Here is a 17,235-nt window from a genome sequence, read left to right as displayed (position 1 = left end):
AGGCTAACCTTTCTGTGATTAACCTGAGTTAGGATTTGAATTAGTGCGCGGCTTGCGACATCCAATGTAATAAGTCGAGCGCGGGGTCATACTCTTGAGTTGCTGCCATGCCAATCCAGGTGACAGCCTCCGCTTGGTTGGCTTGAACGCCACTTCCAGAGATATACATCAACCCAAGCTGTGTTTGAGCTTCAGGGCTACCGTTATTGGCTGCGGTGACGAACCACTCCGCTGCTTTTTCGTCATTCTGTTCTACGCCTTCTCCACTCAGATATAAGTAAGCGACAGAGAGCTGAGCTTCCAATTGCCCTTGGTAAGCTTCATCCAACAATTGCACGACATCTTGATGCTGCTGCGCTTTCGCCATTGTGGCTTCATTCTCAAAGCTCTCGCTTCCAAAACTTGCCTTGGCAAAAAACAGAACAACCAAAACACCCGCCAAAATCACGGTAGTTAAACGTTTATTGAGCATTTATTTCCTCCTCGGGAATAAAGGTCACGACGTCCCTGTTGAATGAATTAGGTGAAAAGTAGGAATGGCGCGATGATGCACAAGCTTGATAGCAATACGTTTTCAATTTTCATAATTGGCTCTCGAGTAATGATTGTTGAGTGAATCATCGACTGAATTAAATGGTCATAACATTCAGTCGATTAAGACAGAGACTTAAATCGCTTTCTCTATGATGGTTTCAATCGTCTGTTTCGAGATTGGGTAGAACTGAAAGCAGATGTCTTTTTCAATCGCTTCTGCAATGTTGCTCTTCTCTTGCTCATCAAACTCCCAGCTGCTGAAACGCTTCATCGCACCGACACTGGTTTGGAAGTTGTTTAAGAAATCCAACACTCTCTGGTAAACCATCTCATCGGTTCCCGTAGTGTCGACCGAGAAAGCTTGAGCTAACTTCGCCGCATTTGGCATATAAAATTCCGGCAGCGCTTCAATCACAACCGGCATCAGTACCGTGTTGGCATCGCCATGTGGAATGTGGCTAATCGCACCAAAAGCGTGAGCACAGTTGTGAATCGGAATGCCGCCCAAAGACGAATAGAAAGCAGAGATCGCCATGGTGCTCGCTTGAAGAAGGTTGCCGCGTGCTGTTAGGTTTTCTGGCTCTTTCAATGCCAAGGGTAAGTTTTCAATAATCAGTTTTGCTGCCTGAATGCCGTAAGCGTCAGTGAATGCATTACTCATTGGCGAGACAATCGCTTCAACGGCGTGTGTTAGTTAGTGCATCCATAGCGGTAGAACGAGTCAGGTGAGCTGGCAGCTTAGTGGTCACCGTTGGATCAAGGATTGCGATATCAGCTTCCAATCCCGATGCAACTAGGCTTGCCTTAATGTTTTCATGTTCGTTGTAAAAAACAGCAATAGGAGAAGCTTCTGCACCCGTACCAGCCGTTGTCGGAACAGTAATGTGGGGCACTCGAATATCTTCATTGTTTGGCCACACATCCATATGACCACCACCTGCAATTACGGTGCGAATGTCATCTATCTGCTTATGAAATGCGTATTTCACACCTTTAGACGCATCAATTACGCTGCCGCCGCCAACAGACAAGATCGCATCAGCATTGACGCTGTTTGCAAACTCAATGGCCGCGTTGATGTTGTCGCAAGTCGCGTCTGGCGCGATATCGGTGTAAACGCCAACAAGCTGAACCGCTTGTTGGTTCGCTTCCTGATTCCCATTCTGGTTTACAAACAACGCCGAGAACTGCTCAACAAAGCCAAGAGACTCCAAACCTTTATCAGAAAAGAGCACGACTCTTTGCGCACCTAAGCGACCAAACAAAGAAGGGATATTTTCAATACCGTTCTCTTGAGCATGAACAATGGTTTTAAGTTGAAAGTTAAAATTATTGGTTGTCATGGTGTTTACCTCATTTCTAGTTGATGACTAAACAATAACCAAAACAAACCGGTCGGTCTAGAGCGTAAATGTCAAAGATATGTCAATTAAGATCTTTATGGATCATTGCCCCAAAACGAAAAAAGCCCGCAAATGCGGGCTGTAATCATAAGTAAGCTATTGATCATTAAAGAAGTGTCATTGACTCACCCTGAGCAACTCACAAACGGTTAACGATTAACGAAGGTGAGCTGGGACCTTACTCTTATCTCTAGTGAGGTAGTAGTACAGATAAACCAAAGAATAAACGGTCACAAATCCATCGAGCGCAAACACGCCGCTCCAGCCATAGAACCACTCATAATCGTTGATACACACGTTGTATAAGAAGATGCCAACAAACATCGACTTCTCAAATGCGCTGTAAATCATGGTTGAGGTACGCAGCGATTTGTACTTCGCCGAGAACATCAACAACACACCAATACAGCCAACCACCACACCCCAGTGTTGATAAGTACCGAGCAAATACTCTTTGTTTTCCATCATGGTATCGTTGTACGAGAACAGCGTCTGCATACTCCAATCAGGCGCTAGGAAAGTGGAAAAAGCCGTCGCCGTTAAGAAACCTGTAATCATCAAATACGATTTGATCGTACGTTCAAAAAAACGTTCCAACATAAAAGTAACCTCTTAAAATAATTTCGTGAAAATAACTTTTTGAAAAATAAACAGTGTCATACCAACAGTGATTTACTGGCCAAGCATGCCCATCACTGCTGTTTTTAATTCGTTGTCTTCTTTTGAAAACAGATGCTTAACTCGATGATCTAAACCTGTTTCCAACACAGTTTTAGCGTGAGAGAAAGTGATAAACCCTTCTTTACCGTGATAATTGCCCTGGCCTGATTCGCCAATGCCACCAAACGGCGCGTCATCAACCGCTAAATGGAAAACACAGTCATTAATACACATGCCACCGGAGTGAACTTGGTGCTTAACCTGAGCCTGTAAACTCAAATCAAAGCTCATCAGGTAGAGTGCTAACGGCCTTGGTTTGCTATTGATGACTTGGAACGCCTCTTCGACATTGCGATACGTAATCAAGGGTAATAATGGGCCGAAAATTTCTTCGTTCATCACTTTGGATGACAGGCTTGGTTCAACGATCAAATGTGTCACCAATCGATGAGTATCTAAGTCCATCGCTTCGTCATGGCAAGCAACGATTCGTGTCCCAGCTTGCTGCTCTTCATTCAACAGACCAACAATACGATCACATTGGCGAGGGTTAATGAGCGAGGTTAAACCCTCAGAGTAGATCCCTTCATCAAACAGCTGTTGGTATTGTTTTTTGTACTCCAGAATGAAGGCTTCGAGCTTATCTTCAGGGAGTAGCACGTAATCTGGAGCGACACGTACTTGGCCGTTGTTTAAGCTTTTACCATAAATAATTCGCTCTACCGCAATATCGATCGGCATGTCTTCTGCCACGATAACCGGCGACTTTCCACCCAGCTCTAGCGTGACTGGGGTTAGCGTATCAGCCGCTGACTTCATCACTTGGGTTGACCCTGTAAACAGAAGATGATCAAACGGCAACGCCGAAAATGCGGCTGCGATTTCTACCTCACCTTCAACCAAGCACACCTCATCGGATTGGAAGACTTCCGCCAATAGCGCTCTTAATACTTGGTTCGTCGCTGGGGTAAATTCACTCATCTTGATCATGGCGCGATTGCCCGCAGCCAACGCCGAAATAAGCGGGCCGACGGATAACATGACCGGAAAGTTCCACGGAGCAATGATCCCGACAACGCCTTTGGGTTGATAAACCACTTCAACACGAGAGGTTGAAAGCAAAGGGCCGGAATGACGAATCGAAGATGTCGACCAATGAGGTAAACACTCAATGCTGTGATCAATATTTCCGATACAAGGCAATATGTCGGCCATCAAAGTGTCTTGTCGACTGCGGTGACCATAGTCCTCACTCACGGCTGAACACAAACGATCTGTGTAGTCGATAAGCGCAGATTTAAGTGCAAGCAACTGCTCAATTCTCACCGATACCGCTGGCATCGGGTTCTGTGCAAAAGCTCCCTGCATGTTGTTCAACGTCATGGTCATTTGTGTTGGCGTCAATTCGTATTTCATACATCACCTCGTGGTTAAGATGAGCACACAATAATACAAAGAAGACCGGTCGGTCTATAATTTTATTGTCAGAGAATCGTCAATGCATTTTTGAATACAAATAAATAGGGTGATTACAACGTAGGGTTAAAACCCAAGGAGATTTAAAATAGAAGGGCGTAGCGAATAGGCAGTATAACGAGAAATTTTACATAGTGAGATCAAAAATGGCCGCTTAATGCGACCATTTAATAATTATTTAAGTTTTTGTTTTAAATAGATAATTTAAAACTAACGTTAGCTTTTGGCTACGTTTGCAATGCCTTCAAGCTGAAGCACTGGAGCAGCGTCGATGTCTTCTGCGTTCATCATTGCTGATACACGCTGCATCGAAGAAAGCAGTAAGCTTTGCTCCCACGTCTCTAGGTTTTGGAATTTTTTAACGAAGTTATCTTGCAGCGGCGGTGGCGCATTGTTTAGCAACTCTTGACCTTTTTCAGTCAGGTTCGCGTGTACTTTACGGCGGTCCGATGAACTGCGTACTCGTTGTACATAGCCATTTAACTCAAGACGGTCGATGATCGTCGTCGTCGTTGCTTGGCTTACATTGGTCTGATTAGACAATTCTTTGATCGTCACATTACCCATTTCTTGGATTGCTCTCATTAAGATTAATTGAGGGCCAGTCAAACCATACTCTTTACTCAGCTTCTTCGAGTGTAAATCGATAGCGCGAATAATTTGGCGAATAGCGACCAGGATTTCGTCATGTTTGTCCAAGATGCAGACCTTTGTACTAATATACTGTGAATGGTTTTACAGCGTCGAAGCGATGAAATGTCTCGAGTGATTACGTCACGCGCGCTCGAATTACACTGTAAATTGATAAATTACTTCATTGATTTTTCCGCATTGTACTGATGTTCATACTATTCTCAATCTTTTCTATACCACTAAACTTGCGTGGTACGGCACTTTTGCTTAATGAAGGGGGAATGAAAGCTTCAATGAAGACAAGAATAATGAACCAGAGAATACAAACTCAAAGAATAATATATTTTAATAATCATAGAGGTAGAGAGATTTAATCCTCTCCACCCAATAAAAAACCAGCCTCAATAGCTAAGCTGAAAAACGAAATTTTACGCAGCGGTATTCATCTGAAAGTTACCCGTTAGCGCGTTGTAAAACTCGCTGTTATCCAAAATCCCTACCAATTGATTATTTTCAACCAACAGAATTGGGTGGTTACTGATCTGCTTAAGCTTAATCGCATCACGCATACCAATCTCCGGGCTTGTCACTACCACACTAGACGCGTTAATCGCGGTTAGGTCGTCAGACTCGCTCCACTCAACAAGCGCCAAGGTAGATTCACCTTTCACCGATAAAGCACCTTCATTCTGTTCAATCCAGAGATCTTTAGAATCGCAGATCTTCCAGCTTTCATTCTCTTGCGTCAGTGAATCAAGAGGCTGCATTAAAGAACGACCTTTAAGCACATTCAATGGATTGGTGTGAGCAACGAAGTCTTTTACGTATTCGGTTTTTGGCGTCAGTACGATCTCTTCAGGCTTACCGTGTTGAATCAGTTTGCCTGACTCCATGATCGCAATGTTATTACCAATCTTCAGTGCTTCATCTAGGTCATGACTCACGAAAAAAATCGTTTTGTTAAGCTTGTTTTGCAATAAAATTAGCTCATCTTGCAACTGCGCACGAATCAGCGGATCAAGCGCTGAAAACGGTTCATCCATAAGAAGAATGTCGGTATCCATCGCAAAGGCACGCGCTAGACCAATACGTTGCTGCATACCGCCAGAAAGCTCATGCGGATACTTGGTTTCCCACTCTGCCAAACCCACCATTTCAAGTTGTTCACGCGCTTTAGCACGACGAACATCTTTGGCTACGCCTTGCATTTCTAGACCAAACGCCACGTTATCTAACACGTTTAGCCAAGGCATTAGGGCAAATTTTTGGAACACCATAGAAACGCGGTGAGTACGAAGATGACGCAAGGTCGCTTCGTCGCACTGTTCACCTAAATCAACCTGCTTGTCTCCATCTTTGATCGCCAATGAGCCACGGCTGATCTCATTCAGGCCGTTAACTGCGCGAAGCAAAGATGATTTACCAGAACCAGACAACCCCATCAGCACACAAATCTCGCCTTCTTCAACGGTCAGCGACACATTATCTACGCCAACCACTTGGCCAGTCTCATCAATGATCTCTTGGCGAGTTTTACCTTGGTCGAGTAGCTCAAGCGCTTGTTTCGATTTATTACCAAACACAACATCGAGATTCTTAATGGTAATCGCGTCCATTGTCTTTTTTTCCTGAGAGTTAGACATGATTAAGCTTCCTTCTGGTTTGGTGTTTTGCACAAGCGGTCAAGGATGATTGCAACTAATACAATCGCTAATCCAGCTTCAAAACCTTGTGAGATGTTCACTGTGTTCAATGCACGAACAACAGGTTTACCAAGTCCGTCAGCACCAACAAGTGCGGCGATAACCACCATCGAAAGCGACAACATAATACATTGGGTTACACCCGCCATAATGCTTGGTAAAGCCGCCGGTAATTCGACCTTCATCAGCAATTTCATGCGGCTGGCACCAAACGCTTTACCCGCTTCAATCAACTCTTCAGGGACTTTCGTTACCCCTAAGTAAGTCAAACGAATCGGTGCAGCTATCGCGAAAATAATGGTCGATATTAAGCCAGGAACGATGCCCAACCCGAATAGAACCAGAGTTGGAATCAGATAAACGAAAGTTGGGACTGTCTGCATCAAATCAAGGATTGGACGCAAAACTGTATAGAGCCAAGGACGGTGAGCAGCCATGATGCCAACCGGTACGCCAATTAATACGGAAATCGTTGTCGCCGCAAAGACGAGAACAAAGGTTTCCAGCATTTCTTGCCAATAGCCGAGGTTAAGAATAGTCAGCAGTGCTGCGACCACAAAGATCACCAGCGAAGGTTTACGGTGTAAGTACCATGCAATCGCAGCAGTCATCACGATTGGCAGTGCAGGCGGCATCCACTTAAATACATCGACTAAAAACATAATGACGGTTTCTAGAAAAATCGAAATAGCGTCAAAGAGTCCTGCTGCATTGATTGTTAGCCAATCAACACCCGCTTCCATCCATTGTCCGACAGGGATTTTGTTTTCCGTAATAAAATTCACAATATTGCCTTTTATTATGGGTGGGCTACTTCAAACCAATCGATAAATTGGCAAGCCCACCTTTATTATTTATGTAGCTGTTGAGATAGGTAGAACTAAGCTTTAACTTGCTTTAGGTATTCAGTAACGGCTTGAGTCGCTGATTCACCTTTATGCGTTTTTACGTTGTCTAACCAAGCTTCAACTTGTTGAGGGTTCTTGTTCAACCATTGTTGAGCCGCTCTTTCTGGCTTCACTTTTTGGTTAAGAATCTCTTCCATCAACTGGTTTTCCATCTCTAGAGTGAATTCTAGGTTTTGTAGAAGTTGACCGACATTTGCACATTCAGACAGGTAGTTTGAACGAACGTTAGTGTAAACATTCGCGCCACCGTAGTTAGGGCCAAAGAAGTCGTCACCACCTGATAGGTATTCCATTTCAACATTGCTGTTCATTGGGTGCGGAGCCCAACTAAGGTAAACGATCCATTGGCTACGACGAGCAGCGCGAGATACTTGCGATACCATGCCCGCTTCACTTGATTCCACTAGGCTGAAATCTTTCAAGCCAAACGCGTCTGAATCAATCATTGATTGGATTAAGCGGTTACCGTCGTTACCCGGCTCGATGCCGTAGATGCGGTCTTTAAATTTGTCGGCATGTTTTGCTAGGTCTGCGAAGCTTTTTACGCCAGAGTCGTACACGTATTTTGGTACGGCTAGCGTGTATTTTGCGCCTTCAAGGTTGGCACGAACGGTTTCAACCGTGCCCGCTTCACGGTACTTAGCAATATCGCCTTCCATGGTTGGCATCCAGTTACCTAGGAATACATCAATATCGCCGTTCGCCATTGAAGAGTAAGTCACCGGTACTGAAAGTAGGTCGGTTTTGGTTTGGTAACCAAGGCCTTTTAATAGTTCAGAAGTAACGGCGGTTGTTGCGGTAATGTCAGTCCAGCCGACATCAGCGAAGCGAACGTTTTCACATTGCTGTGGTTCAATAGAAGCGTTAGCACCAAATGCAAATGAACTAATGGCTAGTGCTGTTAACGTTTTCGTGGTCATGTTCTGAATATTTAGAGTCGTCATAATGGTTCCTTTTTATCTTTCCTTTTTCTGCTCGATATCAACACCGATAGAGAGCAGTTCTTCTGACTTTTGACTAATTTTTGTTGTTACTTTTTGCTTTTTCTATTTTTGAAATATTTTCTATTTTTTAACTAATAACAGAGACTTACGCTTCTCTTACTGGTTTATTTATTCTTTGCTTCTCTTGCCATTCAGGTGCAATCCACACTGGAACGTCCTGCTCTTTGAGCATTGGCTTACCCAAAATCAAATCGGAAGCACGCTCAGCCACCATAATGGTCGGGGCGTTCAAGTTTCCGTTCGGAATAACAGGGAAAACAGATGAGTCAACAACGCGCAGATTATCAATGCCGCGAACGCGACACTCTTCATCAAGCACTGCCATTGGATCATCATCAGCGCCCATTTTGCAGCCACATGAAGGGTGGTACGCACTTTCCACGTTCTGTTTAACCCATTCGTCGATTGCTTCATCGGAAGTCACACTTAGACCCGGCTGAATCTCTTCACCTCGGTAAGCATCCATTGCTGGTTGAGACAAAATCTCACGCGTTAGACGAATACAATCGCGCCAATCTTGGCGGTCTTGTTCAGTCGAGATGTAGTTGAAAATGATCTCTGGCTTGGCATGCGGATCAGCAGAAGTGATCGCAACCGTACCGCGACTCTCTGGCTTGTTCGGGCCAACGTGTACTTGGAAACCGTGACCATCAAAGGCCGCTTGTCCGTCGTAACGCATCGCTGCTGGTAGGAAGTGATATTGAATGTTTGGCCACTTCAATCCTTTGCGAGAGCGAATGAACGCACACGATTCAAAGTGGTTAGTGGCACCAAGGCCTTTACGAGTCAGAATCCATTCCGCGCCAATCATACCCTTGCTGACCAAGCCAAGCTTGCTGTTGAGTGTGATGGGTTCGTTGCAGTGATATTGGAAGTACACTTCTAGGTGATCTTGAAGGTTTTCACCTACGCCATTCAGCTCGTGTTTAAGCTCAACGCCTGCCTTTTCAAGCACCGCTTTCGGGCCGATACCAGAAAGCTGAAGCAGTTGAACAGAACCGATAGAACCCGCAGAAGAGATCACTTCTTTGTTCGCCACAGCCACTTGAGTATTGCCTGACTTTTCAAACTCGACACCGGCGGCTTTCAAGCCCGATTGGCCTTTTGATGACTGGTCTTGTGCGTCTTGTGCTTCAAGTAAGAAACGACGCGCCACGATACCTTTCTTCAAGGTCAGGTTTGAACGCTTCAATGCTCGACGTAAATAAGCGTTAGAGGTTGAGGCTCTAACACCCTTGTCTACCGTCATATGCATAGTGCCGAAGCCTTCTTGCTGGTAGCCGTTGTAATCGTTGGTTTCTGGGTAACCAGCGTCTTTACCTGCATCGATGAATGCTTGGTAAAGCGGGTTAAGCTCCATATCGTTACCATTACAAGTGCCGACAGGGCCATTGTCACCACGGTATTCATCACCGCCTTTGTTCCATGATTCAGCGCGGCGGAAGTAAGGCAAGCATGCTTGATAGTTCCAACCCGCTGCACCCTCTTCTTCCCATTGGTCAAAATCACACGCGTGGCCACGAACATAAACCATGCCGTTGATCGATGAGCTGCCGCCTAACACTTTGCCACGTGGGCAGTGCAGTTCACGTCCATCAAGGCCCGGTTCTTTCTCTGTTTCAAATTGCCAAGCGTACTTTTCAGTATTCATTGGGTAAGAAAGCGCGGTTGGCATTTGGATAAAAATACTCTTATCCGTGCCACCAGCTTCCAGTAATAAAACGCTATGTTCACCGCTTTCCGTTAGCCTATCCGCTAACACACAGCCGGCCGAACCCGCGCCGACGATAATATAATCGTAGCGTTGTTCCATGTTTTGATTTCCCTGAGATGAGTCAGTAGGGCTAGCTCTGTTAAGCTAACCCATAAAATTGAGTGTTACGCGTTAGGCATAAGGGCTGGCGTAGTCGCCAAGTTCAATAAGAATGCTCTTAGTCTGCGTATAGTGAAGTAGAGTTTCTGGTCCATTTTCACGGCCAATACCCGAAAGCTTGTAACCCCCAACTGGCATTTCTGCTGGTGAGTCACCCCACGTATTAACCCAACAAATACCCGCCTGCATTTGGTGAATAACACGGTGCGCACGAGAAAGGTTTTGCGTGAACACACCAGCCGCAAGGCCGTATTTGGTGTCGTTTGCACGGCGAATCACATCGTCTTCGTCCGAAAACTTCAACACTGACATCACAGGGCCGAAGATCTCTTGTTGAACGTGAGGCATGTTGTCTTCGCAATCCACAAACACGGTTGGGATAACAAAATTACCGTTTTCGAGGCCGTTGTCTGTCACTTGATAGCCGCCCGTCAGCAGAGTTGCGCCCGACTGCTTAGCTAGCTCAATGGCTTCAAGGACTTTTGAAAGGTGTTCTTTAGAAATCAACGCGCCGATCTGAGTCTCCATGTCCATTGGATCACCAATGATCAGCTTCTCAGTGCGTGTTTTAAGTTGATCGATGAATGCGTTGTAGATGTTTTCGTGTACATAAACACGGGTACCGTTAGTACACACTTCGCCTTGGGTGTAGAAGTTAGCCACCATCGAAGCGGAAACTGCACCATCCAATTTCGCATCATCAAACACGATCATCGGTGACTTGCCGCCAAGTTCCATGGTGACTGATTTCAGCGTCTTAGCGCTGTCTGCCATTACCGCTTTACCGGTACCGGTTTCGCCCGTGAACGACACTTTCGCGATATCTGGGTGCGCCGTTAGCATTTGACCTACACGGTAATCGCCCTGAACCACGTTGAACACGCCATCAGGAAGACCAGCTTCGGTAAAGATCTCTGCAAGCTTGAGCGCCGTTAGCGGCGTTTCTTCTGAAGGTTTGAAAATCATCGCGTTACCCGCGGCCAATGCCGGAGCCGATTTCCACATCGCGATTTGAATTGGGTAGTTCCACGCGCCAATGCCCGCACAAATGCCTAGCGGCTCGCGGCGAGTGTAGAAAAATTGAGATTCGCTCAGCGGCTGTTGGTCGCCTTGTAGCGTTGGAGCCAAACTAGCAAAGTATTCAATAACATCAGCGCCAGACGCCACATCCACTTCAATCGCTTCTTGCAGAGGCTTGCCCGTATCAACAACCTCAAGATTTGCAAGGTCATTATTTCGAGCTCTAAGTATTTCCACTGCCTTCAAAAGAATGCGGCTGCGTTCCACAGCGGTCATTGCTGACCATACCGCAAATCCGCGTTTCGCAGATTCAATAGCACTGTCGACATCCGCAGAAGATGCTTGGCCTAACGTCGCGATAGGTTCACCGTTTGCAGGGTTAATGCTATCAAAGGTTTCACCAGAGGTTGCTTTAACCGCTGCGCCATCGATGTATAACGAGTTCATTTCCATTTGAGATTCTGACTTAATTATTGTTATTAGACTCTACTGGTCTATATGTGAGTATTAGGTGCGAATAGTGGTCGTTCTAGCTCTTGCTCTTGCTCTTGCTCTTGCTCTTGCTCTAGCTCAACGTCTAGCGCTACCACTGCGATCTATTTGCTGTGACACGAGTAGAACGTAAGTTGTTTATCTAGATAATCATTGATGATGGCACGCGCCTTTTGAGCATCGATACCATCTGGGTTTAATGTGCCTCTCAGCCACAAACCATCAATCAGAGACGCAATCCCGTGAGCAACGAGATCCGCTTGTTCATGATTCAAAATACCTTTCAACTCAAGACGTAAGTGTGAAATCAAACGTTTTTCATTCACACGTTGCAGTCTTTTCAGCTGCTCGTCATGCATTGAATATGACCAAAATGCCAACCACGCCTTCGCGACCTTATTTTCTGCTTGGTAACCTTCGAAGTTACCATCGATGATCGCGTTAATTCTCTGTTGGTGAGCATCAACAGGAAGTGCTTTTAGTGACGTGGTGATGGTATTGGAAAGTTGGCGAAGGATTTCGCGCATGGTCTCTTCGAGCAGCCCATGCTTTCCACCAAAATAGTGATTAATAATGCCAGTGGAGACTCCCGCTTCTTTGCTGATCAACGCAATACTCGCGGCATGCAAACCCACTCGATCAATCACCGTCATGGTGGCTTGAACAAGCTGTGGTTTACGTATATCAGGCATCCCAACCTTCGGCATTTCTTAGTCCTTTTATTTTATATTGAACGTTCAGTTAAATATAAAATGACAGAAATTTAGTTAGGGTTCAAATGATTATTTAAAACAAACTCGTAACAATACAGCATTCAAATCAAAAAAAACCATTATAAAACAATAAATTAAATATCATTTAGAGCACTAACGAAAACAATTAAAGATTTGAGGTGTGATAGTTATTGGTCAAATGTTTTTGCTTAGAAAGTTCAAGAATCAATCAGTGAGAGTCCTTGTAGAAACTTTTTGGGGAGGGAGTGGAAAGGAAGTATCAAGGAATTTTCATACTGAAATTTAAGACAAGGAAATCCACAATCAACACAGGTAACGAATCAAAAAATGAACAAAAAAGGTTGGCGACAACAGCGTCATCACCAACCTTCTCAGTCGTTTCTAATGTTATTGCAAGCCTAAGCTACTCAATGCGTGTGATGAAACCGTATTTATCTGACTCAGCCTTAGTCACCCAGTGTTCGCCAGAAGCCGGAGCAGAATCCAACGTGAAGATATAGAAGTCGATTCCTTTGTCTCCCATTACCTTTTTAAAGTAGGTCGCTTGCTTGCGATGGCTTTCGTTCGTGTATGGGAAGTCTTTGGCTGTTTTATCATCCTCAGCCCAACTGTGCACACCAACCTGCTTATTAAGCTCAATGGCTTTAGTGGTATCTGCTCGTTGCAAAACTCGTGGGTTACCCGCAGCGAAAAGATCCGTGCCGCCAGAGAACACCGACCCCGTAGGCGTTACGATCGTCGTCATGTTGTTACTGTGGATCATGCGACCGGTGTACATATTGATATCATCGTCGGCACTTCCACCAATATGGTTGGTAAACTTCAACGTCATCTCACTGCCTTGATACAATTTCACGATATCAAAAAGCTGAGAATAGGTTGATGCGCCTAGAGTGGAAGTAATGCGATCAACAGCGGCAGTCTCGTTGAGCACATCACGGTAAAAAGCGTTGAAAGCAAACGAGGTGGTTATCGTTACCTTGTTCCCACTTTTAGTGTTACTCAGAATGGTAGACCCAAGGCTAGTCACGTATTGAACCAGTTCATTGTGATACTCAAGCTCGACGGGCTTATGAGTATTCGTCGTCGTGTTAATTAACGTGGTGTCATTGCCGATTGAGCGTTGAGCCGCACCACAATCAAACACGTCCAAACCCTTGCTCTCTGTGTAGATACCGCAGCTATCAAATCCTGCATCAGGGAGGTACAGATCCACACTTTGACCTAAACTATCCGCAAGCCTAACCACTTTTTGCTTATCACTAATATCTTCCGCAAACAGAACGATTTCATACTGCACACCGTTGTAATCAAGTTTTATGGATTCTTGGACCTCTTGTCGCTCTTTATACAACTCACCCAGTTTCGCTGATGAAAATACGTAATCAGCTTGAGGTTTTACTTGCGCTTTGTTGGCAGCTTTACCTGAGTTAGAGCTTGAGTTACAACCCGCTAGCAGAATCAAAGGTAACGCCAGTAATGCATTTCTATAGTCGTTCATACCGTTATTCCCAAAATGTTTGATGAGAAAATTCTATTGTTTAGCGCTGAATTTATCTGTCGTGGAAATGTATGAGAATGTCGATCCTATTTGAACGATGTTTTTTATTTTCCTATAAATGCCAATTCATCATTGAACTAACTTATAAAGTGTTTAATCATTCGCTTTAGGTATTTGGCGAAGCATCTGAACTTATATGCAATAGCGTATAATCGTAATGGTTCATCACGACGAAGACTCGCTCACCTAATCTCAATAAGTGAAACGCACGACAAGGCTGATAATGGAATGACAAAACCTAAAATGATCATCGTGGAAGACGATTTGAAACTTCAGAAAATGTTGCAGGACTACTTCGTCGCGCAAGATTTTGATGTCACGGTGTTGGACGATGGCAGTGATGCCGCACACACCATCCTCACGGAGCAACCTGACATCGTACTGCTGGATTTGATGCTTCCTGTAACTGATGGACTTACAATCTGCCGACAGACGCGTACGCACTATAAAGGTAAAATCTTGATGCTCACTGCTAGCGATGACGACTTTGACCACGTCGCTGGTTTAGAGACAGGGGCTGATGACTATGTCACCAAGCCAATCAAACCAAGAGTTCTGCTGGCCAGAGTTCGTTCGCTATTACGCCGCCAAGACACCAATACCGCTTCAGTCGATGACTCAGACACCCTTCAGTTCGATCAACTCGTTCTGAAAAACACTTATAAGAAGTGTGAACTTTCAGGTGCGGTTTTATCACTCACTGACAGCGAGTTTGACCTACTTTGGTTATTGGCAAGCAACCCAGACACGCCGTTATCTCGTGACTACTTGACGCAAACATTGCGCGGGATTGAGTACGACGGAATAGACCGGACGATTGACAACAAGGTTGTACGTCTAAGAAAGATTTTGGGCGACGACCACACACCAGCAGAGAAAATTCAGACCATTCGCGGGAAGGGTTACTTATTTGTTTCGACCGCCTGGCGTTAACCTCGCTCAATACGAGCGTAATAAAAGAGAGCGATTATGCGACGTATCTTTTTGGAGTCCTTAATAGGGCTGTTAGTTTGCTTTATGGCCGGCCTTGTCGCCTACGAGATTAGCGTCTATCAGCTCAATACCGACTACGAATACGTACTGGAAGATTACGAAGCGGCTGCCCACCAGCAATTGATCGAGAACATCGCTAAAAATCAAGGCCTTGAAGCGGCTCATCAAGCGATAAACCAGTTTGTAGAAACCACACGAAATAAATTGGTTACATTCAGCCCAGACGATGAAATACCCAGCCCCGTTTCAGAGTTCTTCAGCACGAATCCGAATACCTTTGTTTTTCACGATGATGAACGGGACCTATGGTTTCGCTTAGCAAGCAGTGACAATACCTATCACTACCTCCCCAACAGTGAAGCGTTCGTTAGGCAAAAAATAGAGTTGGAGGATGACCTCATTTGGTTGTTCTTTTTAGCGAGCTTTATCTTATATGGGTTATGTCATCTATTTATTATCTTCCGCCGAGTTAAAAAGCTTGAGGCTGCCACTCTGCGTTTTGCGGAGGGCGATCTCTCGACACGAGCCGAGACTTCAAGTGGTATTGCGATTGGTTCACTGAACAAATCCTTCAACCTAATGGCCGACAGAATTCATCGCTTGGTAGAAAGTAATCGCTCACTCACTAATGCTGTCGCTCATGAACTGCGCACGCCAATATTCCGTATTCAGTGGCAAGCTGAAATGTTGAAAGACACCCAGCTAAACGCAGAGCAAGAAAGCACGATTGAGAGTATTGTCGAAGACACGGAAGAGATGGAAAAGATGGTCGATGAACTATTGTATTACGCCAAACTCGATAGCACTGACCTAGAAAACTTAAAAAAGCCATTAGAGATTCGAGACTTTCTCGACCACGCAATGGCGCGTTGGAACAAAGACACTCAGCTCAACATCGACCTATCGCTACCAGAGCAACCTAGCTCAATAATGGCGGATGAAACGCTATTTAACCGAGCACTAGATAACCTAGTGCGTAACGCAATGAAATTCGCACGCTCACAAGTGTCGATTGCAGCGACCGTGCATCAAGATCAGCTACAGATTGCGGTACACGATGACGGTGATGGTGTGGCTCAAGAACATCAAGCTCGCCTGTTCGAACCCTTTTACGTTGGCGACAAAGCGCGTAACAAAGCCAAGAGCGGCCATGGTTTAGGGCTGTCTATCGTCGAGAAGATCTGTGCTCAACACGGCGCTACCGTGGAGGTAGGTCAGAGCCAAGCCTTAAAGGGTGCGGTATTCACCATTACCATTCAGCTGTGTAATGATTCAGCTGACAAACCCATACAGTAACTACAAAACACCTCTGGAATAATGTTCAACATCGGTCGGGAGATGCTGTCTCCCATGAACTTATTGAATCTTGATAATCACGACACTGCTTTTGTGGCTTGCCATCTCGGTTCCAATCATTCTTAAGGTATTTTTATGAAAAAGTTATTAGTTGTTTTAGGCATTGTTTCTCTAGCGGGTTGTTCTGGTATCAGCCACAACGAAGAAGTGTACACAGCGCACGCAGAGAGCTTCAACATTGTCGGTTTCCAAGTGCCAGGTAACACTCAAGACCGCGCAATGGAATTAGTACCTGAAGGTGCAACGGTTGATACGATTCGCTCAACAAACTCTGATACGAGCTCTGTTCTGGGTATCATCAACCGTATTATCGGTATCGACTACGTACAAGTTGGCGGTAAAAAGCAGTAATTCGCTATAGTGACGTTAGCCACGTACCATAATTAAGTGTCGCAGTTGCCTACCTATATTCAGTAGCCTGCACAAACTAAGTTAATCTAAGCCAGTGACCCGTCGCTGGCTTTTTTCATCCAGCAGATTTTGTACTCTGTGCCAAACAAGAGCCCGATTCCCCTTCCCTCTTTTAACTAACAATTCGAAAAATAAGCCGAAAAGTCTTCGATTTCTTATCAAAATTGCCCCTAAATTCGCTAAATGGCCTTCTGTTTAAAGTGACACTTTCAAATCGTTGATCCTTCTATCAACCCAGAATCCGTTAATTGAGACACAGATCAATTTACTCGAAAATCTTAATTTCCAAGAGAAATAAACACTTAATAAAAGTGTCACGATTTTATAAATAAACATATAGGTGCGTTCAAAAATAAACAGAAATGATAACTATCTGTAAATACGAGAAATATAAGTTTCATGAATAAAAGAGATCATTGCCATGCTAATAATTAATCAGATCGAATGATGTAAATTCGCTGTGATTAATTTGTT

The 17,235-nt window shown here is 44.8% G+C and carries 14 protein-coding genes and 1 pseudogene; 3 read left to right on the top strand and 12 right to left on the bottom strand.

Annotation, left to right across the window (positions count from 1 at the left end; translation table 11 throughout):
- Positions 1-40: 40 nt before the first annotated feature.
- The 12 genes and pseudogenes from AB4323_RS03435 to AB4323_RS03380 all read right to left on the bottom strand — a co-directional run bounded on the left by AB4323_RS03435 (position 41) and on the right by AB4323_RS03380 (position 13,941).
- A complete protein-coding gene (locus AB4323_RS03435; protein WP_372151627.1) occupies positions 41-472 on the bottom strand; it encodes a tetratricopeptide repeat protein in 432 nt (143 codons plus the stop codon).
- Between the two features lie 195 nt (positions 473-667).
- Positions 668-1,877 (bottom strand): annotated as a pseudogene (locus tag AB4323_RS03430) (iron-containing alcohol dehydrogenase).
- Between the two features lie 216 nt (positions 1,878-2,093).
- Complete coding sequence (locus tag AB4323_RS03425; protein ID WP_372110413.1) at positions 2,094-2,537, bottom strand: hypothetical protein; 444 nt, start codon at positions 2,535-2,537, stop codon at positions 2,094-2,096.
- A 72-nt stretch (positions 2,538-2,609) separates the two neighbouring features.
- Positions 2,610-4,013 (bottom strand): coniferyl aldehyde dehydrogenase, encoded by a 1,404-nt coding sequence (locus AB4323_RS03420; protein ID WP_372151625.1) that lies wholly within the window; start codon positions 4,011-4,013, stop codon positions 2,610-2,612.
- 276 nt (positions 4,014-4,289) lie between these two features.
- Positions 4,290-4,772 carry a MarR family winged helix-turn-helix transcriptional regulator gene (locus tag AB4323_RS03415; RefSeq protein ID WP_004732429.1) on the bottom strand — a complete coding sequence of 161 codons (483 nt, stop codon included), beginning with the start codon at positions 4,770-4,772 and terminating at the stop codon, positions 4,290-4,292.
- Between the two features lie 362 nt (positions 4,773-5,134).
- On the bottom strand, positions 5,135-6,349 hold the full coding sequence (choV, locus tag AB4323_RS03410) for a choline ABC transporter ATP-binding protein (RefSeq protein ID WP_372151623.1): 1,215 nt from the start codon (positions 6,347-6,349) through the stop codon (positions 5,135-5,137).
- A gap of 2 nt (positions 6,350-6,351) precedes the next feature.
- Positions 6,352-7,194 carry a choline ABC transporter permease subunit gene (choW, locus tag AB4323_RS03405; RefSeq protein ID WP_102333552.1) on the bottom strand — a complete coding sequence of 281 codons (843 nt, stop codon included), beginning with the start codon at positions 7,192-7,194 and terminating at the stop codon, positions 6,352-6,354.
- A gap of 95 nt (positions 7,195-7,289) precedes the next feature.
- Complete coding sequence (locus AB4323_RS03400; protein ID WP_372151621.1) at positions 7,290-8,261, bottom strand: choline ABC transporter substrate-binding protein; 972 nt, start codon at positions 8,259-8,261, stop codon at positions 7,290-7,292.
- 145 nt (positions 8,262-8,406) lie between these two features.
- Positions 8,407-10,134, bottom strand: a complete 1,728-nt coding sequence (gene betA, locus AB4323_RS03395; protein ID WP_372151619.1) for a choline dehydrogenase — start codon at positions 10,132-10,134, stop codon at positions 8,407-8,409.
- A 72-nt stretch (positions 10,135-10,206) separates the two neighbouring features.
- Positions 10,207-11,667, bottom strand: coding sequence for a betaine-aldehyde dehydrogenase (gene betB / locus AB4323_RS03390; protein WP_372151617.1), 1,461 nt, complete (start codon positions 11,665-11,667; stop codon positions 10,207-10,209).
- Between the two features lie 143 nt (positions 11,668-11,810).
- Positions 11,811-12,413, bottom strand: coding sequence for a transcriptional regulator BetI (betI, locus tag AB4323_RS03385; RefSeq protein ID WP_004732441.1), 603 nt, complete (start codon positions 12,411-12,413; stop codon positions 11,811-11,813).
- Between the two features lie 430 nt (positions 12,414-12,843).
- Positions 12,844-13,941 carry an alpha/beta hydrolase gene (locus AB4323_RS03380; protein WP_372151615.1) on the bottom strand — a complete coding sequence of 366 codons (1,098 nt, stop codon included), beginning with the start codon at positions 13,939-13,941 and terminating at the stop codon, positions 12,844-12,846.
- A gap of 288 nt (positions 13,942-14,229) precedes the next feature.
- Here AB4323_RS03380 and AB4323_RS03375 point away from each other — a divergent pair, with 288 nt between their 5' ends.
- The 3 genes from AB4323_RS03375 (at position 14,230) to AB4323_RS03365 (ending at position 16,701) form a co-directional block, all read left to right on the top strand.
- Positions 14,230-14,934, top strand: a complete 705-nt coding sequence (locus AB4323_RS03375) for a response regulator (protein ID WP_029235682.1) — start codon at positions 14,230-14,232, stop codon at positions 14,932-14,934.
- Positions 14,935-14,970: 36 nt separating this feature from the next.
- Positions 14,971-16,290, top strand: a complete 1,320-nt coding sequence (locus tag AB4323_RS03370; RefSeq protein WP_102333556.1) for a cell wall metabolism sensor histidine kinase WalK — start codon at positions 14,971-14,973, stop codon at positions 16,288-16,290.
- A gap of 135 nt (positions 16,291-16,425) precedes the next feature.
- Positions 16,426-16,701 (top strand): hypothetical protein, encoded by a 276-nt coding sequence (locus tag AB4323_RS03365; RefSeq protein ID WP_017065177.1) that lies wholly within the window; start codon positions 16,426-16,428, stop codon positions 16,699-16,701.
- Positions 16,702-17,235: the final 534 nt, after the last annotated feature.

The organism is Vibrio sp. 10N.261.52.C11 (assembly GCF_041471405.1).
In the GTDB taxonomy this organism is placed as follows: Bacteria; Pseudomonadota; Gammaproteobacteria; order Enterobacterales; family Vibrionaceae; genus Vibrio; species Vibrio crassostreae_C.
Note: the sequence above shows the minus strand (reverse complement) of the source record. Positions and strands in the feature narration are given on the sequence as shown.